A 19,105-nucleotide genomic window follows, 5' to 3' on the forward strand; every position below is an offset into this window, starting at 1 on the left:
AATGACACACGAAACTCATTCCGACACCGCTGGCCACGGCTATATCAGTGACAAAGACCGATATCTGGCTCGGGTCAAGCGTATTGAAGGCCAAGCCCGTGGTACCGGATGATCGACGAGGATGCCTACTGCATTGATATCCACCCAAATCGGTGCGATCACCTCAGCACAATAACGTGGCGCTGGGTTTACTTGATGATCACCTACGCCACTGCGTGGTCGGAGCAGTCAAAACCAGTGGGGCGGAAGCCGAGGCGAAAATCACCGAAGCCTCCGCTGCCATCGACCGGTTTGTCCGCTCCTAACGCCAGGAGCACACAACGTAGCGACTATGTCGGTACTCGAAGTGATTTCTCGGGTGGGCGCCGTCTTGACGTACATCAAGGCAGGTCCGGTGGACCTTACGTAGTGTGTAAATCATCTCTGGAAGATAAGGTAAAAGTAACTCACGACTGTTAGGAATGCTTATGTCTGCCAACACCACTACCCACACCCTGCTTCGTGCCGAAGGTTTCTCCTGCCCATCGTGCGTCAACAAGATCCAGAAACGCGTCGGCCGACTCAAAGGCGTCGACGACGTTAAGGTACATTTTGCGACCGCGCGCATCGAAGTTGACCACGACGAATCCCAGGTCTCGGTCGATGATCTGGTCGCTGCGGTCGCCAAAGCTGGTTACAAAGCCACCCCGTCGGCATTCTAGAACGGCCTAGTCAGGGAAGGGGAGCGCAATGAATTGGTTCCAACGATGGTGGTACGGCAACTGGGCGGTCCCCGTCATTTCGGGGGTCCTGATCCTGGCATCGTTTGCCGTGGAGCACCTGGCCGGTGGCGCGTGGAACACCGTGGTCGGCCCGCAGTGGTGGGTCGATGCCGGTGACCACGCTCACGGCTCGGGCCACGTCTTTACCCTAGCCAACCTGTTAATGTTGGTCGCCGCGGTGGTGGCCGGTTATGGGATCGTGGTTAACGCGGTCCGCGCGTTGGTCACAAAAATGATTAGCATCGACTTATTGGTGTCGGTTGCCGCCATCGGCGCGACCATCATCGGTAATTTCTGGGAAGCTGCGGCGGTGACGTTCCTGTTCTCGGTCGGGCACGCGCTAGAAGCCGCCACGATGAACAAGACCCGCTCGGCGCTGGCCGAACTCGTGGCGGTCGCACCGGATAGTGCGGTGGTCATGCGGGACGGAGAACAACAAGAAGTCCCGGCCCACCAGGTGCGGTTGGGCGAAATCGTGCTGGTCAAGAACGGCTCTAAAGTACCCGTTGATGGGCAAGTTGTTGCCGGTACCGCGGCCATCGATGAAGCTTCGATTACCGGGGAATCCATTCCGGTGGAGAAGTCCAAGAGCGACCAGGTGTTTGCCGGCACCATTTCCACCAGCGGATTCTTACAGGTGCTTGCCACCGGGGTCGGCGCGGACACCACACTGGCGCGTATCATTCACCGCGTCGAAGAAGCCCAAGATGCCAAAGCCAGAACCCAGGCGTTTATCGATCGGTTTTCGACATGGTACACCCCGGCGGTCTTTATCCTGGCCCTGGTGACCGGGCTGATCACCCAGGACGTGGTCCTGGCGCTGACGCTGCTGGTCATCGGCTGCCCTGGTGCGCTGGTTATTTCAATTCCAGTGGCGATCGTCGCTGGGATTGGTCGTGCAGCGCGCAACGGGATTCTGATCAAAGGCGGCGAGTACTTAGAAACCTCGGCCAAAATTTCGGCAGTGGCCGTGGACAAAACCGGCACACTGACCGAAGGTCGGCCTAAACTCACCGACATCGTCGTGCTGGATGACAGCCTGTCACGTACCGAAGTGCTGCGGTGGGCCGCAGCAGCCGAAGCCGGTTCCGAACACCCCCTTGCCCGGCCGATTCTGGATGCTGCACGTGACGAAGGCGTCGGACCCGAAGGGCTGCCTGGTGGTGTCACCCCGGTGGCAGGTAAGGGCATCGTCTCGATGGTCGACGATCAGCGAGTGCTCATTGGTAACGCGCCGCTGCTGGCACAATACGGGGTCGACGATACGGTCGGCGCCGATCAGGCAGCCAACCAACTGGCAGCCCAAGGCAGAACCCCGATGATCGTGGCCGTTGAGGACGCCGTCATCGGTGTGATCGCGGTGGCCGACCAAATCCGCGCGGATGCACCTGAAATGGTGACCAGACTGCACGCCGCCGGGGTCGACAAAGTCGTAATGCTTACCGGCGACACCCGCCTGGTGGCCGAAGCCATTGGTGAGGCCGTTGGGATCGATGAGATCCAGGCATCACTGCTGCCCGAAGACAAACTCGACGCGGTTGCCCAAATGCAACGCGACGGACACACGGTCGCGATGGTCGGAGACGGCGTCAACGACGCTCCGGCGCTGGCAACCGCCGATATCGGGGTTGCCATGGGAGCTGCAGGTTCCGCAGTGGCCGTGGAAACCGCAGATATTGCCCTGATGGGCGACAACCTGATGAAACTGCCCGAGTCCGTCAGCCTGGCAAAACGCACGGTATCGGTGATGCGGCAGAACATTTTCATCGCGCTGGCCACCGTTGTGGCACTGCTGATCGGAGTGTTTGCCGGTGGGGTCACGATGTCGGTGGGCATGCTCGTTCACGAGGGCTCCGTGCTCGTCGTGATTCTCAACGCCATGCGCCTGATGCGCAACGATCAACACGCAACCGCAATGTCCAAGACCCAACGCAGCCCGGCTGCAAACGCCAAAGATACCCAACCTGCCGAGGTCTGACCTCGCTGACCCGCAGAAAGAGAAGGAGTAGCACATGACCGAAAAACATTTCGAACTCGATGGCAATATCCAACACTTCACGATCGCCGACATCGCCAAGGACAGCCCCGATTTTCGTCGCACCCTGTGGACCGGTGAACACGCTCAGATCGTCATTATGACGGTCCCGGTGGGCGGTGAAATCGGTGACGAAGTCCACGAACACACCGACCAGATCCTGACCTTTATTTCTGGTACCGGTGAGGCTGACCTGGGCGGTGAAACGCATCCCATCGAGGCGGGCGACCAGTGTGCGGTCCCCGCCGGGGCTCAACACAACTTTCGCAACACCGGCGACGAACCCTTAGTGCTCTACACCATTTACTCTCCACCCGAGCACGCGGCGGATGCCCACTACGCGACCAAGGAAGTAGCCGACGCCGCCGAAGCCTCGGGTGAAGACAAGCCACCGCAAGCCTGAACCCGACGCTGACCGCAGGAGGAACCGCATGACCAAAACGTTGATCTTCACAAAATTTGGTGGACCCGAAACCCAACAGTTGATCGACCGTGGACTCCCGGACCCGCAGGGCGCACAGGTAACAATCAAAGTGCAAGCCGCCGGTGTGAACCCGGCCGACTGGAAAATCCGTGCCGGCCAGATGGGCGACCACTGGAAGCTTCCCGCCCCCATGGGGCGCGAAGCCTCCGGCATCGTGACCGCCATCGGCGACGATGTCGAAGAATTTGCGGTCGGTGACGAGGTCCTGGGGCTGGCGGCCAAAGGTCACGGCACCATCGCAGAGCACACCGTGTTGAATGCCCGCCAGACCGTGGCAAAGCCCGAAGAACTCAGCTTTGCTGACGCCGCGGCTCTACCGGTTGCAGGTGCCACCGCCTACGACGTCACCCACCAAATCGAGCTAGAAGCCGGACAGACCATGGTCATTCTGGGTGCCGGCGGGGGAGTCGGATTGATGGCCGCCCAAATCGGACAGGTCCATCAGTTCAACGTGATCGGGATTGCCAGCGCATCGAAACAGCAACTCGTGGAAGCCACCGGGGCCACGTTTGTGGAATCTGGGGATGGCGCGGCCGACCGGGTCCGAGCCATTGCCCCGGACGGGGCTGACCTGGTCATCGACCTAGTGGGCGGGGCCGCGCTGCGCGAGATCGCCCCGGTGGCCAAAGACCCGCAGCTTATTATTTCCACCGCTGACCCCGACACTGCCACACAACTGGGTGGGGCCGGGGTGCAGCGCACCAACGAAGGTTTAACAAAGATCACCGACGTAGCCGAATACGGACTCGTGAATCCCAATGTGGTGGAACGTTTTTCACTCCAGGAGGCCCAGCAGGCCGTCGCTTCTGTTGAAGATGGGCATGCGGCTGGCAAAGTTGTGATTGAACCGTAAGCATCCTCCCTTGCGGTAAGTTGGTATGCCGGTTTTGGGTGGATGCCAGAAACGAGGACCTGTTGAGCTCGGGCATTTTCCACTCCCGCAAGCCACGATCTAGCACCTACGAAGAGGCGGCATGCCCATGGATGAGATCAAAAAAGCCTACGGTTCTGAAACCAATCCGGTGGAACACATACTTGGCACGGCGGTGTCGCCTGGTGACCCCGACCGACAAGTCATTGAACCGTGGGCAGCGACGGTGTCCGGTCCGATTCTGGATGTGGGTTCGGGCACGGGTCGGTGGACCGGTCATCTTGTAAACCGAGGACACGAGGTCACCGGGTTGGAGCCAGTTGAACGGCTCATTCAGATAGCTCGCGAGACGTATCCGGCGGTGCAGTTTCGGCAAGCTTCGGTCGCGGATCTTGAACAAACTCGAACGCAGTGGGCCGGGATTTTGGCTTGGTATTCCATCATTCATATGGGACCGGCGGAACTGCCGACTGCCTTGGACACGCTACGAACTGCTCTAACACCGAATGGCACCCTGTTGATGTCGTTCTTTGCTGGTCCGGAGCAGCAGTCTTTTGCCCACCCGGTGGCCATGGCGTATCGCTGGCCGATGGACGATATGGTCCGTTTGCTCTCCGAAGCAGGTCTCGATGTGACAACACAGCACTGGGATTGTCATACCCCGCATGCCTACGTCATTGCCCGCCCGACGAACCGAACAGCATCGGGTTAGTGATCGTCGTGGTGAGCATCGACGATGGCGTCGACCTTGGCATCCACCGTTTCCAGAGAGGCCGGGTCCCAGCCGGACGTATCGAACTCCACGCCGTGGCCGCTGAGTAAAAAGTCCAGTTTCGGTTGAAGCTGTTCGAGCGTGTCATCTTGCATGGTGGACGGGTCCCCACCGTGAGCGCTGCACAGCGCATCCGCTTTGGCATGCAGGGACGTATAGGACTCAAGGTCCAGACTCGACGCGTCGAAATCGGTTACCCCGTGGTCGCGGAGCAGAAAATTTAACTTCTCGTGCAGGCTATCCAAAGTTACATCGGTCATCAGAAGACCCTTCCTTGTCGAAGATCAGATGTTCTCGAGTGTAACGAATCTCCAGACGGAGTCATATGATTCCTTGTTGCCCTACCCCCGGGTTGATACGCTGCAGGGAAGCTCTCTTATGAGTGCCCGACCAGGTGAGCCCGGAGGAGCGCATCGTGGAAGCAGACTTTCCTTTTTGGCTACGTGCCTCACATCTATTCAATTTCGTATTACTGGGCATCTTGATCCGGAGTGGTTGGGAAATCCTGGCTTCCTTGCCCAGGCTATGGTGGCGCAACGATGCAAAACCCGGCACCGAATGGTTGCGTTTCACCCGGCGGAAGTTACCTCGAGAAGAGGGTGTCTACACTTCGCTGATGGATGAGCGTTCGATGTCACCGCTGCTTGCCTTACCGGGCCGGGAGAACATAGGCCTTGGACGGCATTGGCATGGACTCGGCGTGATGCTGTGGGTACTCAACGGGCTGTTCTATGTGATCATGCTGTTCGCCACCGGACTGTGGACACGTATCATTCCCACATCCTGGGAGGTGTTCCCCCAAGCTTGGGAGTCACTGAAAATCTATGTGGGGTTCGGAGTGCCATCGATAGAGCACTTCCAACCCTATGATGCGTTACAGATGCTCACGTATACCGGCGTCGTGTTTGTGCTGGCACCGCTGATGATCCTGACCGGGTTGGCTATGGCACCGGCAATCCGGTCGCGGTTTCCCTGGTATCTAAAACTCTTTGGTGGCGGCCAAGTGGTTCGGTCGTTGCACTTTATTTGTCACGCCGCGTTTGTGGTTTTCATTATTATGCACGTCGGACTGGTCTTTCTGGTCCATCCCGAATACAACCTGCCCCACATGATGCTCGGGGTCGAAGCCAACCAGCCGGAGTACTATGCTCAAGCGTTCACGGTTGCGCTGCTCTCCATCGTCGTGGTGCTCGCATTGCTGATTGGCTTGAGCTACTGGAGCTTGGCCAATAGGCCGCTGGCACAACGCTTCCTGGTGGCTGTGACAGAACCCGGCAGAAAGCTTTTCCTCAATTGGATGCCCTCACGAATGTCCAAACAGAACGTCTTCACCGAAAAAGACATTTCAGAGTATCACTGGACCAATGGGTTACCACCTACCGAGGACGAGTCACCCGAATGGCTTGAACACCGCGACAACCAGTGGGCGGACTGGCGCCTAGAGGTCGGGGGAGAACTGAGCGGCAAGGCGATCCATCTGAGCCTGCAAGACCTGCAGGCCATGCCCAAACACGAATACATCGCGATTCATTCATGTATGCAGGGTTGGACCGCGACCTCGAAGTGGGCTGGGGTGCAACTTCGCGAGGTCCTCGATTTACTGGGGCCGCGGCCCGAAGATGCGAAGTATGTGCTGATTGAATCCCATGGGCTAGCTCAGGTGATGTACGATAATCGGCCGCGTGAACCGTTTTATGCTGTTATCCCTTTGCGTGATGTCTATGATGACGACACGATGTTGGCGTATGAACGAAACGATCGCCTTCTGGAGGAGCATCTGGGTGCGCCTCTTCGTCTTCGCGTTGAATCAAATCATGGGTATAAGATGGTCAAATGGGTTCGTAAGATTGAATGGATCCGTGACTACGCCGAGGTCGGTGACGGCAGGGGAGGAACCCGTGAAGACTCCGCCATGCAGGCGTTCAACGGCCGTATCTGACCGGGAGCCCCAGTGATTACCAGCACCATTTACTTCCTTGAAGGCGCATTGTCCAACGCCGCTACCCGTGCCATCAAAGGGCAGGTCTACCAAGTACCGCGAGTCGGCGGTATTTCGTTTGAAGTCGAACACGGCAAGGACACCCGCATGATCCTCAAACACAAGGTCGATGAGCCAATTAACGGTGCGCAATTGGAAGCGGCTATTGTCAAAGCGGGAAACTACCGGCTCCTGTAGCGATGCCTGACGATGCGGAACGCTGAGGGTGATTGACGGCTGGTCAGCGAAAACCCATCTCAAAGACCTAGTGCAACGAACCAAGCCTATTGTCAGGCAGTGCTCAGCTACCTTTCAAGTTGAGGTTTCTAAAATAGACCCATGGCGTCGCAAAAGTTTGAAGCAAAGCTCCTGGTCGTTGATGACGAACCCAACATTCGCGAACTGCTTTCCACCTCACTGCGTTTTGCTGGTTTCGAAGTAATCGCCGCGGCCAATGGGCGGTGAAGCACTCAAAGCCGCCGAAACCCATAATCCAGACCTGGCGGTACTCGACGTCATGCTGCCCGATATAGACGGGTTCACCGTCACCCGGAAACTCCGCGCCTCGGGACATTTTTCCCGGTCGTCTTTTTGACCGCCCGTGACGACACCGAAGACAAAGTCACCGGCCTGACCGTTGGTGGTGACGACTACGTCACCAAGCCCTTTAGTCTCGATGAAGTCGTCGCCCGAATTCGTGCGTTGCTGCGTCGGACGGCACCAGCAGACGATGTTGATGTGACCTTAGTGGTCGATGATCTCGAACTCGACGACGACGCCCACGAGGTCCGTCGCGGTGGTGAAGTCGTTGACCTGTCCCCCCACCGAATCCAAACTGTTGCGGTATCTGATGAAAAACCCCAACCGAGTGCTTTCCAAAGCACAGATCTTGGACCACGTGTGGGAATACGATTTCAAAGGGGGATACATCCATTGTCGAATCCTATATCCCCTATCTGCGCCGCAAAATCGAAGTTGAAGACCGTCCGAAGATGATTTACACCAAACGCGGCGTCGGGTATTTGTTGAGAACCCAGGACAAGCGCTAAATGGCCCACACTAAGCCGCTGCAACGACGTAACCCGCTGCTGGCAGGCTACGTCGTTGCGCACCCAGCTGGCGTTCATCATCAGGTGCTCATGGCGCTGACCGTGGCCACCACAGCGATTTTGAGGGTCACGTTGTACCGGCAAAAATGCATTCGCCAGATTGATAAAGATCTTCACGAACCGGCACAACGTGTCGAGATTCCTGACGCCCCTGGGAGCTGCAGGCCCGTATGACACCAGCAGCTTTCAGCAGCCCATCATGCGATTCCATGGTGAGTCCTAGATAGCGAGGGCAACCTGGGCTCTCGGATTTATTTCGAGAGTTCCAATGTGTCCGGTATTCAACGACTCAACGCCCAGGATGCCGTCGCACACAGTTCTGGCGCGTTTGTAGTGTCCGAGCTTGCAATTGTGATGGATATGATTGCCCATCAAGAGGATGGTTATCATATTAAAAACAGATAAATCCACCGTCAAGCAACCTGAAGTACCTGCCCCTGTGGAGACCGCTAGCAGTCTCTAGGCCAAGTCGGCGTGGGCCGGTACGATAGTGCAAATAAATCATAGCCTTGTACTGACATCGTTCATATGAGGTAGGAAGAGCCTTTACTAAGGCTTCTGTTACTAAGGCTTCTGTATGACGATGGAGGAGACATATGATGCCCACAAGCAAAAGCACATCCGGGCCTTGGTTGACCCGAACAGCTTATGATCGACTGGCCAAAGAGTTAGAACACCTCAGCGGGCCGGGACGAAAAGAGATCACTCATCGCCTTGAGGCGGCCCGTGCAGAAGGTGCTGTCAGCGAGAATGGAGCGTTCGACGCGGTTGCAGAGGAACGATCCAAAAACGAAGGCCGCATCCTTGAGCTCACAGAATTATTAGGCGCTGCTCACGTCGGCGAGGTGCCTGCCGACGACGGTATCGTCACGACGGGGATGATTATCACTGCCACCGTCAACGGTGACGAGCTCCAGTTTCTGTTGGGTGATCGCCACATCGTTGATGGACAAGATGATCTGGAAGTGTTTTCTGAAAGTTCGCCTCTAGGTGCAGCCATCCACGGGGCCAGCACCGGAGACACCGTTACCTATACCGCCCCTAATGGTCGGGATGTCGAAGTCCACATCAGTTCCGTCACACCATATAAAGGCTAAAGGACTGTGTAAGTCCTCAACGAGTGGGAGTCAAGAGTCTCGTTGAGGTCACGCCTCGTGAAAGCCGGAGTCAAACTCGATATCAACGCGGACCTTACCGCTGATGATGCAGGTACGTTCGGCCCACCAACTCCATGAATATATCGGTAAATGTACGATTAGCGGCAAAGAATGCTTAGGCGGCTTTGACGGTTAGTAGTTCGTTCCAGTGGGTGGTGTATCGGGGTGACATCATGGTGCGGCGCATCTGCCATGCGGGACCCTCACGCAGTCCGGCACGGCCTAAGCCGATAGCAGCGGGACCGTATTCATGTTTGATCTGCTCCAAGAGTGGGCCGATCTGTTTGGCCTCATGCGGTGACACAAATTCTTCAAATATCGGCTGCGCCCCAACGGGGCGTAGTTCGGCGACGACGATGCCAGCTCGGGCGCAGCGGGTGCCGGGTCGGATTTTGGGTAGGAGTTGTTTTGCGGCCTTGGTGAGCACTACGGGGTCCGCGCTGTGGCCGGGAAGGGCAACAGTGGCGGCAGGCTGGTGGGACTGGTCTCCGTTGAAATAACTGGTCATGGCCCAAGCGGTGAGCACTTTGGCTTCCCGGTCGTGACGGTGTAAGCGTGTGGAGGCCATTTGCGCATAGATACTCAGCACTTGTTCCATGCCGTCGCGGTCGGTGACGGGTTCGGCAAAGCTGCGCGAGTAAATGAGCTGATCTTTGATTTCGCGTTCTTCTTCCAACGGGATACAGGCGGTGCCGCGCAATTCCAGCAGGGTTCGCATTTGCACAATCGAGAACTCGTTTCGGATCAATACCGGGTCCGCATTGCGGAACTCTCGCACGGTAAAAATGCCCATGCCGTGGAGTCGTTTCGTCACCCGAGGGCCGATCCCTCAGACTTCAATGACTGGCAGTCGGGCTAGGACTCGTGGGGGTACTCGCTCCCAGACGAACACTCCCCCAAGAGCATCGACTGCCTGGTAGTAGGGTCCTTGTTAGATGTTTGGCTTCGGCGTAAGTATGTGGCGGATCTTCTTGTAGCGGTAGTGTATGTTGCCAATAGTCATGCTTGGATCATCCCGTGCCTGGTCGGATAAGCTACTCACGAATACTCGGCTATACCGGTAGTCTTGGCGATACCCACACAAACCGGTAGTCCGGTGAGTCGTAAGATTTCGCGCTTGATGTGCTCGCCGGCAGCGTGTACCTCGTCAAGGGTGCCACGCAATCCGAGGAACGCTTCGTCGATCGAATAGACCTCGGTCCACATCGACATTCGCGACAGCAATCCCATGACGCGCGCCGACATTTCACCGTAGAGCTCGTAGTTGCTGGAACGGGCGGCGAGTCCGAGTTTGTCAGCGCTGGCTTGCAGTTTGAACCACGGGTACCCGAACGGGATGCCGAGGTCCTTGGCTTCCCGGCTCATGGCCACACAACAGCCGTCGTTATTCGACAGCACGACTACGGGACGGTCAATCAGTCTCGGGTCGAAAACGCGTTCTGCCGACACGTAAAACGAGTTGACGTCAACCAGGGCGATGTAGTCGTCAGTTAGAGGTGGTGCAGACACGTTGTGGCAACACCCCAGATCATCAAATCGGAGAGCTCGGCCACCTCGACGTCCGGGTATTCGGTATTTTCGGCCTGGAGGACGACGCCGTTGGAGGTGACACGGAGTCGTTTGACCGTCATGTCGCCGTCGACTATTGCTACGACGACGTGTCCGTCATGGGGTTCAATGGACCGGTCAACAATCAATTCATCGCCATCGAAAATACCGGCGTCCTCCATCGAGTCGCCGGAAACCCGCACGATAAACGTGGACAGCTCGTCGCGGATCAGCATTTGGGTCAGATCAATTTTGGTGTCCGAGTAGTCCTGGGATGGCGAGGGAAAACCGGCCGGCACTCGGCCCACTCCCGCCGGGATCATTCTGGCACCGTTCGGCGCATACGATGCGACCCGTTCAACCTTCATGCTGTCTCCCTTGCTAGGTCACCTAGTCTACTGCGGCAGGCGTGGTCTACCCCACCTCATCCGCGTGCCAGGTCAGACTATTGTGATTGCTCGTGTACTCCATTTGTACCCCGGCGAACTGGTCTTGTTCGGTATAGAAACCGAGGTTGCCTCTGCCGCATTCACCGGGATCAAGTCGTTGTGCCTCAAGACCGTCGTCCACGTCATCAACGGTGTGGGTCGGCATGCTTTGCTCACCGACGAACAACCGAATGTCTTGCGGATCAAGCCGTTCAGCTGCTGCCGCACAATACTCGATGTCCACCAAAACATGGTGCCCGATATCCGTCGGGAACTGTCCGCCTGGCCCCGGATTATATTGTCCAACGCTATGAACGGTGACGTCGGACCCGGTGGACATGGTGGCTGTGTCGCCAACCGTTGTTTCCGCTGTGTGCGGTTCAGTATCGACGTCGTCCTCGGATGCATCAAAGTTACTCAGCATCGAGGCTACGGCGACCGCCATTCCCACGACCGCTAACACCGATACCACTTTCAATGTGGCGCCTCCACCGGGCCGCTGCCCATCAACGGGCGGGACAGATGCACGGGGCAGCACCGCATTATGGGCGGTAATGCGTGGTATCCCTTCGCTCAGCTGGTCCAGCAATTCGCACAACCGCTGTGCTTTCCGGTAGGCGGCAAAGCGTATTTCGACAAGGCGATATTCGTCGTCAATGAGCACCACCCCACCGCGCGGATCTTCAATGACGAGAGCGAGGTGCTGCAGATCTACCCGGGTGTACTCGGACGTTTTTGCACTCGTGTCACCGCGGCGATATTCCAATACGTCGTCGCCGATAGTCAGGCTGTCACGGGTGTAGCGAGCTCGGAAACACTGTCCGTCGGGCGAGGCGAGTTCGGGTTGAACTCGATCGTAACCTTCCGGGGTTGTGGAATGTGGTTGAGTGAAGAATCGCAAAGTCGTGCGCGCTTGCGCTAGTGCTTGCCTGGTACCGTCCTGGCTGGGGCGGGCGTCGTCGACTCCATGAACGCGACGCTCCAGGGCAGCACTGAGATGTCTGTTGTCGAGCTCCCATTCGACGCCGGCCGCAACCCGATGATCAGGGATGGGGCGCGAGGCCAGCAGCGCCTGTACCTGCGAGCGCTGCTGGGCTCCGAGCATGGCATCGTTGGTCATCACGGTGGCGAGCATATCCGGGCCAACACCCAGCATTGCGACGCTGACACCGAGATCGTGTTGGGTCACACCGCCAATATGGTGTGCCGCTTGTTCAGCGAGTACCCGGACAGCTGCGGCGCCGTCGGCAGTTCTCGGAACCACGGTAGAAAGCAAGGCGTAGCCGGGCGGAAATTCCATCACACCATTGCGTGCTTGGTGGCGGTACTGCGATGGCATCGCCGGCATACTTCGTGGTGGCGGCGTGAAGTGCGTTGTCATAAGTTCTGCGGAGTTCGTGCACATCACGGCGCGAATGTTGCCGGTCGACGGGTCGAGGCGCTGTAGTAGTGTCGTGGGATCGCGCGTGGTCACGACGTCGAGTCCCGGGGTGGTGGCCAGGGTCAACGAGGAAATACCGAATCTGCTGCTGAGATCTCGTGGGGCTGCCGACAAATTGACCATGAGCGGTTGTGCGACATCGAGTGATTGTCGTCCAGCGAAGACTTCAGCCAGACGTTGCCAGGCGGCGCGCAGTGTCGCACTCTGGCCACGAAGCGCAATCGTCGTCGTGTCCGAATGAACGGTGACAGACACTTCTGGCACCGATACTTTTCCGGTCGCTATTTCGACCGGTCTGGCCAGCTCGGGTTCCAACATACCCGCAAGGACCTGCAGTGTGCCGTATTCGTGGAGCGGTTCATGCACCAGCCCATAGCCCAGTGTTATGTTCAGATACGGGCCGGTTTCGGGGGTGTCAATCAGGCACCAGTCATAACCGTCAACCTTGCGCCACTGCATCTTTCGATCATAACGAGTACCTCACCGCCTCACGGTTCGTTACTTCGAGTTAGACGGATCCTTTACGTGCCTTCTGAACGATCGCCGTGATACCGACGCCTATTCCGAGTCCGACTCCGGCCACGGTAGCGAAAAGTCCGATAATCTTGACCGGCTGCAGTTGAGAGCTCCAATTCGCATACTCATTCCAGCTCTCAATAGTGATGGGGCAATCATCCTGATCGTGATCCACAAATCCTGAAGTTGCCTCACCTTCGGGTGCACATACCAATTCTGGCTCTTCTCCTCGGGTGTCACCAAAGGCCATGGCAAGGCCACCGCCCTGGTTTCACGTCTGCGGCGGCTTATTCAACGGCCGCTGTGGAGGTTGTAGAAGTGCCTGGAGTCTCTCGAGCTCTGCGGGCTGCGAGTCATAAAATTCTTGGTGATCGCTATAGACGTCGGAAGCAAAAAGATTCCGACAGCGTTGGGCGGCTGCTTCCCAATCAGGATCATCGACGTCAACGTCGCGCAGCTTAAAGCGGCGGTATTGGAGCTCTTCCAGAAGGTGTACATACACGAGCGCATAATCAAACCGGTTGTAGTCTATATTCACCTTGGTCTGACCGGCGTACAGCTTGTACCGGCCCACACCGACATCAAAGTGGGTGATGTCCTCAAACCGAATCTGACGATAAAACAGTGTGCCAAACCGGGTCCACACCTTCTCGCGATCCACCCCAAAACGCCGAAACAGGCCATGGGCCAACAAGGTATAGCACATGAGCGTAATGAGGCTGGGAACGATCACTGAAAAAATATCATCTTCTTGACCCGCAATATACTCGGTGATCGGGAAATACATTGTCAGGGTCATGATCAAACTCAGGGGCAACCCGATCGAGACGAGAATTTTTGCCTGTGAGAAGACGCGAGGATCCTCAGGATGAGCGCTCATCTTGCGCAACTTACGCTGGATAGAGCTGCTAGCCGCTCCGGCGGTAGCTGCCGGAACATGTCCAAGATGCACTGGGTTATTCATTGAGCTGTTACCTAGTTCAACTGTTGACTCTATTGGGCTGCACGCTACTCATCGAAAGACGGATTGATTCCACAGATGAACCCGTCAGGCGCCCGCAATCCTGGGTCACCGGTGGTTCCCAGCATCCAGGTTGAAGCAGTCTTGTCATGTGAGATAAATCAACTTTACAGGGCCCTGCTCCAGTCGGTCACACTACGGTGATCGCCGACCACAGCTGCACTTTCCGACGTGCGTTGGAAGACCCTCCAAGAATGCGGCTGATCCGATAGGCACCAGTAAGGCAGCTCCAAAAATGTCGCCTACCAGGAGCAGCCGGATTCTTCGAGCTGTTAACACTGCGACTCAAGCGCGAACGGCTTACTCGACCTCGGTGAAGCCTTGGTTCTCGAGCATTTCACGGCTTTCTTCAAGGCTGATGAAGGCGCCCTCATCGTTCATGTTAGCCGTCGCTTCAAAGCCAGGAACCTCCGAGAGCTCATTCATATCAGCGACTTTATAATCAATGCTGACTTCCTCGGTTGCGGAGCTGTCGCCGTATTCGATGTTCTGTTCGTAGCCTTCAACGTCGGCGCCCTCTTCAACGAGCGGATCTAGCAGTTCCTGCGCCTCTTCCTTGGAACCGATACCGGCAGCTTCATACTCAATAACGTTGCTGGTGGTCTGCTTGACAACTTCATCACCGACAGCGGTGTAGGTCAGTGTCATTTCAACACCGTTCTGGCTAGTGGTAAACGACGTTTCTGTTTCTTCTTCACCCGAGCAGGCTGACAGCGTCAAGGCTGCAGCGAATGGCAAGGCAGCCAGTGCGGTGATTTTCTTCGCGCTGGGGCGAGCAAAACTCATGAGATTCTTCCTTCGAATGACGTGACAAGAGAGAACGCCTTCAAGAGCACAATGTTGCCCCTTAAAGACGGAACGGCTCGATTCTAACCGAATTAAGCCGCCAATTTTGCCAACATAACTCGTTCAAATATGAAGAAATCCCTTAAAAGCTATCAGACCTAGCCGATCTAAAGATTCATCCGCGCATCACAGGTTTCGTCCAGACGAGCAGCGGCATCTTGCACGTCCACTCCCTGCAGCTGCTCCTGGAATTCCGCTTGAACTGCATCAAGATCACCATCTGCAGGCCCGACGGAGGAACGCAGCGCATCGGCCATCGTCGTGATCGACTGCGCGATCTCAACATTTTCGGCGTCATTACTCACGGCTTCAAGCTCAGCTATACCTTGGCTAAAGTGCGAGGCAATCTCGTCAGCCTCCATGGACTGCAGGTCGACGTCGTTGAATTCTTCGTTGACCTCATTGAATCGTTCGCAAGTCACCTCGGTCGAATCGGTACCGGCAACGGAAACGTCGTCGCTCGAGACCCCGACGTCGCCGCCTGAACCACACGCACTCAGCCCAAAAACAGCGACGACGGCGACGATGGCAGGCGAAAAATTCTTGAGCAACATAGAGCTTGGATAATCTCCTCGGCGAGGGCGAATTCTGGCGTCAGATGAACAACAATGTACACGCTAAAACACTGACACCAGAATTCCTATAACTGACTCAACGCCTTGGACGAAATGCTCCCCAAACTCTGCGCGACGAGGCAAGATGCCCCACATACCTATTTTGCGCGGCGTGAAAACACGTCAACCAACATTCTGGCAATGACGATAACCAAAAACGCCGCAAACACCATGTTCGCAATGGCTGGTGCAAGCGCATGAGCAGCCCACACTCCCAGGGGCGTCATGATTGCAGCACTGAGCCCAATCGTCAGCGCGCCAGCCGGGTCCACGTTCTTGCGCAGGACGTTCGAAACCGTGCCCGCAATGCCGGTTGCGATAACCATCAGCAGCGACGTCCCCTTGGCGACGAGGTCGCTTTCACCGAACAGCACGACCAGCAATGGCACGACGATAACACCGCCCCCAATACCTAACAGTCCGGACATCACGCCAGTGAAGAGCCCAAGAGCCACCAATCCGACGCCGGTCAGCATGTCGATGTCTACCGTGGCGTCACGTGACGGAACCACGACGAATAGCGAAATAATGACGAGGATCATGAACGCGATAAAGCCCCATTGCACCGCACGCTGCGGAACGATCGACAACAACCACGACCCAATCGGCGCCCCGAAGATCGAGCCAGCGGCGAGCAGCGCAGCCATCAATAGATTGACGTTGGACTCAGCAGCGTAACTAATCACCCCGACAATCGATGGCAGCACGACCGCGAGCAGTGAGGTGCCCACCGCGATACGCGTCTTATACCCCAGCAGGTACACCAGTGCCGGCAGGATAATAATGCCGCCGCCAATGCCGAACAGGCCAGACGAAACACCAACGGCTAGGCCTAATAACACGAGTCCAAACCAGTTGCGCCTCGCGGGCTTCGCTGACGTCTCCAAGGTCGCTCCGATCAGTTGCAGCTAAATCTTCTCAAAACGAGGTTAGCACCATGCGACTCATAGGTTTACCTTATGAGAACGATAGGAACATTTAGATTTACTTCTATGTCAAGGTGCCGGAACATAGATGTACATCACATGACATAGCCCACACATGGAGCAGTAAGGAGTTGCAGTGCAACAACCAACAGATCTCACGCCTCGCGTCGTGACCCTGGGTACCGCTGGCGGACCACGCTGGTGGTCTTCAAAAACCGGACAGCACCGCCACGGTATTGCCACGGCCGTCGTCATCGGCGATGCCTATTACCTGGTGGACGCTGGCCTGGGTGTTGGCCGGCAACTAGAACGCGCCGAACTGCCCTTCAATGAAATGCGCGCCATGTTCGTTACCCACCTGCACTCCGACCACACCGTTGATCTTCCAAGCTTGCTGCTCATGGGGCTCTACGCTCGCGATACTGGTCAAGAACCAGTTCAGGTGTACGGCCCGGGCGACCGCGGCATGCTGCCACCGGTCTCGGAACGCGCCAAGGTCGCACCCCAGCCCGTCTTCCCGGATAACCCGACCCCGGGCATTTCGGGCATGGTCAATTCGATCGTGCAGGCTTATGCCACCGACGTCAACGACCGCGTGCTGGACGCGCTGCGCCCGTCACCACTGGATTGCTTTGCCGTCAACGACATCGAGATTCCTTCCGATATCGGCTACCACCCCAATGACAATCCGACGCCGGCTGGTATGGCGCCGTTCGAGGTGTACCGCGATGAGCTGGTAACCGTCACCGCTATTCTTGTAGAGCACCCACCAATCGCCCCGGCATTTGCATTCCGCTTCGACACGGTCGAAGGTTCGGTTACGATTTCAGGTGACACTACTGCGACCGACAACCTGGTTACGCTGGCCACCGGCACCGATCTATTGCTGCACGAAGCCATCGATTTTGATTGGGTTGAAACAGCTTACGGCGGCGGTCAGACCGACACCGAACAAGCGTCGATCGACCATCACCGCAAGTCACACACCAGTCCAGAACAGGCCATCGAACTGGCCCGGCGTGCGGGCGCCTCGCGCTTGGCCCTGCACCACTTGGTTCCGGGCAACACTCCCCTAGACCGTTGGGAAAAACTCGGGGCAACGTTTGAGGGCGAATTCCTCATCCCTCATGATCTTGATTCCATTTCATTTGCTCGCCAAGATGCCGAGCACGCTGATCAGCTCACTAAGGTAGGTGTCTAATGACTACGACCACGAAACCTGAAGAGATTTCCTCGGAAGATCTCTCTGATTCACTCAACACGACGATGATGCGTCGTATCCTTGCCTCGAGCTTTTTGGGTTCGATGATCGAGTTCTACGACTTCATCTTGTTCGCTACGGCGGCGTCTATCGTGTTCAGTCAGGTCTATTTCGTTGACCTTGATCCTGGTCTTGGCCTCTTCCTCTCCTTCACCATTTTGGCGGTTGGTTACGTTGCCCGCCCAATCGGTGGCATCGTCTTTGGGCACTTTGGTGACAAGATCGGACGTAAGGGTGTGCTCGTAACATCAATGATGCTTATGGGTGGTACCACTGTCGCGATCGGTCTGCTGCCACCAACTGCGATGATCGGTGTTGCGGCACCAATTCTGCTAACGGTTTTCCGTGTTATTCAAGGTCTTGCCGTAGGTGGCGAATGGGGCGGAGCTATGCTCATTGCCCTGGAACACTCACCGAAGAAGCGTCGTGGTTTCGCCGCGAGTTTCGCGAACATGGGCGGCCCTGCCGGTGCGGTACTGGCCACCGTCGTCATGAGTGTGTTCACCCTGCTGCCGGATGAACAGTTCATTAGCTGGGGCTGGCGTGTCCCGTTCTTGTTGAGCGCCGTGTTGGTACTCATTGGCCTGGTTATCCGCATGAAGGTCCACGAGTCACCGGTCTTCCAGAAGCTGCAGGATAAAGCGGACGAACGCAAAGTTCCGTTCCTTGAGGTGGTCTCGAAATACCCGAAGAACCTGATTTTGGGCATCATTGCTGGCATGAGCTCCTACACAGTGCAGGGCTTGATGACTGTCTGGGGTATTGCATATGTCATCGATAGCGGCCTGGACTCCACGCATGTCCTGTGGGTCAAGGCGCTCGGTGCCGCATCGACCGTGGTTGTCGTGTGGTTCGCGTCCCAACTTTCCGACCGCTTTGGTCGTCGTCCGGTGATGATTGTCGGGATGCTTATCGGCGCGGTTGCGGCGTTCCCGGTCATGTTCATGCTGGATATGACGAACCTATGGGTCTTTGCCATGGCACTGCTGATTACTCAAGGCCTGGTGCAGGGCACGATTTTCGGACCGTTCGGTGCGTTTGCTGCCGAAATGTTCCCGACTCATATCCGCTACACCGGTGCGTCGTTGGTTTACCAGACATCTTCAACTCTGGGCGCTGGTTTCACTCCGATGATTGCTTCAAGCCTCGTAGCCTTCGCTGGTGGCTCTCTCTGGTTGATCGCCGTCGTGTGGATCGCCGTGTTCCTCGTTGCCATCGGTGCCATCGCGTTCGTCAAAGAGGGCCGCACCGCGGACCTCGAAGGTGACATGCGCTAAACAGCAGTACATAAACCTAGCCGCTCGGTTGGATGCCTATGCAGCATCTGACCGAGCGGC

Annotated in this window: 22 protein-coding genes and 2 pseudogenes; 14 read left to right on the forward strand and 10 right to left on the reverse strand. The window is 56.9% G+C overall.

The genetic code is table 11. The features are described from left to right. Position 1 precedes the first annotated feature (1 nt). The 6 genes and pseudogenes from G583_RS14445 (at position 2) to G583_RS0104975 (ending at position 4,863) form a co-directional block, all read left to right on the forward strand. Positions 2-305: pseudogene (locus tag G583_RS14445) on the forward strand (metal-sensitive transcriptional regulator). Between the two features lie 162 nt (positions 306-467). After that, complete coding sequence (locus G583_RS0104955; RefSeq protein WP_022870087.1) at positions 468-701, forward strand: heavy-metal-associated domain-containing protein; 234 nt, start codon at positions 468-470, stop codon at positions 699-701. A gap of 28 nt (positions 702-729) precedes the next feature. After that, entirely contained in the window at positions 730-2,739 is a 2,010-nt protein-coding gene (locus G583_RS0104960) for a heavy metal translocating P-type ATPase (protein WP_022870088.1), read from the forward strand. Positions 2,740-2,773: 34 nt separating this feature from the next. Further along, complete coding sequence (locus G583_RS0104965; RefSeq protein ID WP_022870089.1) at positions 2,774-3,199, forward strand: cupin domain-containing protein; 426 nt, start codon at positions 2,774-2,776, stop codon at positions 3,197-3,199. Positions 3,200-3,227: 28 nt separating this feature from the next. Next, positions 3,228-4,133: an NADP-dependent oxidoreductase gene (locus tag G583_RS0104970; protein ID WP_022870090.1), complete on the forward strand. Its 906-nt coding sequence runs from the start codon at positions 3,228-3,230 to the stop codon at positions 4,131-4,133. Positions 4,134-4,260: 127 nt separating this feature from the next. After that, positions 4,261-4,863: a class I SAM-dependent DNA methyltransferase gene (locus G583_RS0104975; RefSeq protein WP_156832050.1), complete on the forward strand. Its 603-nt coding sequence runs from the start codon at positions 4,261-4,263 to the stop codon at positions 4,861-4,863. On the opposite strand, the gene G583_RS0104980 is transcribed toward G583_RS0104975, so the two are convergent. Further along, positions 4,860-5,183 carry a hypothetical protein gene (locus G583_RS0104980; RefSeq protein ID WP_022870092.1) on the reverse strand — a complete coding sequence of 108 codons (324 nt, stop codon included), beginning with the start codon at positions 5,181-5,183 and terminating at the stop codon, positions 4,860-4,862. The two genes, G583_RS0104975 and G583_RS0104980, sit on opposite strands and share 4 nt — an antisense overlap. Before the next feature lie 155 nt (positions 5,184-5,338). Here G583_RS0104980 and G583_RS0104985 point away from each other — a divergent pair, with 155 nt between their 5' ends. From G583_RS0104985 to G583_RS0105020, 6 genes and pseudogenes are all read left to right on the forward strand, one after another. Next, positions 5,339-6,862, forward strand: coding sequence for a molybdopterin-dependent oxidoreductase (locus tag G583_RS0104985; RefSeq protein WP_022870093.1), 1,524 nt, complete (start codon positions 5,339-5,341; stop codon positions 6,860-6,862). A gap of 12 nt (positions 6,863-6,874) precedes the next feature. Next, entirely contained in the window at positions 6,875-7,099 is a 225-nt protein-coding gene (locus tag G583_RS0104990) for a hypothetical protein (protein WP_022870094.1), read from the forward strand. A gap of 141 nt (positions 7,100-7,240) precedes the next feature. Then, positions 7,241-7,950: pseudogene (locus tag G583_RS14450) on the forward strand (response regulator transcription factor). Next, entirely contained in the window at positions 7,951-8,184 is a 234-nt protein-coding gene (locus tag G583_RS0105010) for a hypothetical protein (protein ID WP_022870098.1), read from the forward strand. 96 nt (positions 8,185-8,280) lie between these two features. After that, positions 8,281-8,415, forward strand: coding sequence for a hypothetical protein (locus G583_RS17045; RefSeq protein WP_281162055.1), 135 nt, complete (start codon positions 8,281-8,283; stop codon positions 8,413-8,415). 194 nt (positions 8,416-8,609) lie between these two features. Next, positions 8,610-9,107 carry a GreA/GreB family elongation factor gene (locus G583_RS0105020; protein ID WP_029629275.1) on the forward strand — a complete coding sequence of 166 codons (498 nt, stop codon included), beginning with the start codon at positions 8,610-8,612 and terminating at the stop codon, positions 9,105-9,107. Positions 9,108-9,282: 175 nt separating this feature from the next. On the opposite strand, the gene G583_RS14455 is transcribed toward G583_RS0105020, so the two are convergent. The 9 genes from G583_RS14455 to G583_RS0105065 all read right to left on the reverse strand — a co-directional run bounded on the left by G583_RS14455 (position 9,283) and on the right by G583_RS0105065 (position 16,468). Then, the gene (locus G583_RS14455) at positions 9,283-9,981 is read right to left on the reverse strand and encodes a DUF4113 domain-containing protein (protein ID WP_245540575.1); all 699 of its coding nucleotides are present in this window, start codon (positions 9,979-9,981) and stop codon (positions 9,283-9,285) included. Positions 9,982-10,205: 224 nt separating this feature from the next. Further along, entirely contained in the window at positions 10,206-10,676 is a 471-nt protein-coding gene (locus tag G583_RS14460) for a Y-family DNA polymerase (protein WP_040894648.1), read from the reverse strand. Then, positions 10,658-11,038, reverse strand: a complete 381-nt coding sequence (locus G583_RS0105035) for a LexA family protein (RefSeq protein WP_029629276.1) — start codon at positions 11,036-11,038, stop codon at positions 10,658-10,660. The genes G583_RS14460 and G583_RS0105035 overlap by 19 nt, the downstream gene beginning before the upstream one ends. Before the next feature lie 91 nt (positions 11,039-11,129). Next, complete coding sequence (locus G583_RS0105040; protein ID WP_022870101.1) at positions 11,130-13,043, reverse strand: hypothetical protein; 1,914 nt, start codon at positions 13,041-13,043, stop codon at positions 11,130-11,132. A 49-nt stretch (positions 13,044-13,092) separates the two neighbouring features. Further along, complete coding sequence (locus G583_RS0105045; RefSeq protein WP_022870102.1) at positions 13,093-13,350, reverse strand: hypothetical protein; 258 nt, start codon at positions 13,348-13,350, stop codon at positions 13,093-13,095. 21 nt (positions 13,351-13,371) lie between these two features. Then, positions 13,372-14,064 carry a hypothetical protein gene (locus tag G583_RS0105050; protein ID WP_022870103.1) on the reverse strand — a complete coding sequence of 231 codons (693 nt, stop codon included), beginning with the start codon at positions 14,062-14,064 and terminating at the stop codon, positions 13,372-13,374. 357 nt (positions 14,065-14,421) lie between these two features. Then, positions 14,422-14,907: a YehR family lipoprotein gene (locus tag G583_RS0105055; RefSeq protein WP_022870104.1), complete on the reverse strand. Its 486-nt coding sequence runs from the start codon at positions 14,905-14,907 to the stop codon at positions 14,422-14,424. A gap of 167 nt (positions 14,908-15,074) precedes the next feature. After that, positions 15,075-15,521, reverse strand: coding sequence for a hypothetical protein (locus G583_RS0105060; RefSeq protein ID WP_022870105.1), 447 nt, complete (start codon positions 15,519-15,521; stop codon positions 15,075-15,077). Positions 15,522-15,679: 158 nt separating this feature from the next. Further along, on the reverse strand, positions 15,680-16,468 hold the full coding sequence (locus G583_RS0105065) for a sulfite exporter TauE/SafE family protein (protein ID WP_022870106.1): 789 nt from the start codon (positions 16,466-16,468) through the stop codon (positions 15,680-15,682). A 175-nt stretch (positions 16,469-16,643) separates the two neighbouring features. Between G583_RS0105065 and G583_RS14465 the strand changes: the two genes are divergently transcribed. Together G583_RS14465 and G583_RS0105075 are read left to right on the forward strand one after the other, a co-directional pair. Then, complete coding sequence (locus tag G583_RS14465) at positions 16,644-17,708, forward strand: MBL fold metallo-hydrolase (RefSeq protein ID WP_022870107.1); 1,065 nt, start codon at positions 16,644-16,646, stop codon at positions 17,706-17,708. Next, the gene (locus G583_RS0105075; RefSeq protein WP_022870108.1) at positions 17,708-19,045 is read left to right on the forward strand and encodes an MFS transporter; all 1,338 of its coding nucleotides are present in this window, start codon (positions 17,708-17,710) and stop codon (positions 19,043-19,045) included. Before G583_RS14465 ends, G583_RS0105075 begins: the two co-directional genes overlap by 1 nt. The last annotated feature ends 60 nt before the right edge of the window (positions 19,046-19,105 follow it).

Source organism: Yaniella halotolerans DSM 15476, assembly GCF_000420805.1.
Classification (GTDB): domain Bacteria; phylum Actinomycetota; class Actinomycetes; order Actinomycetales; family Micrococcaceae; genus Yaniella; species Yaniella halotolerans.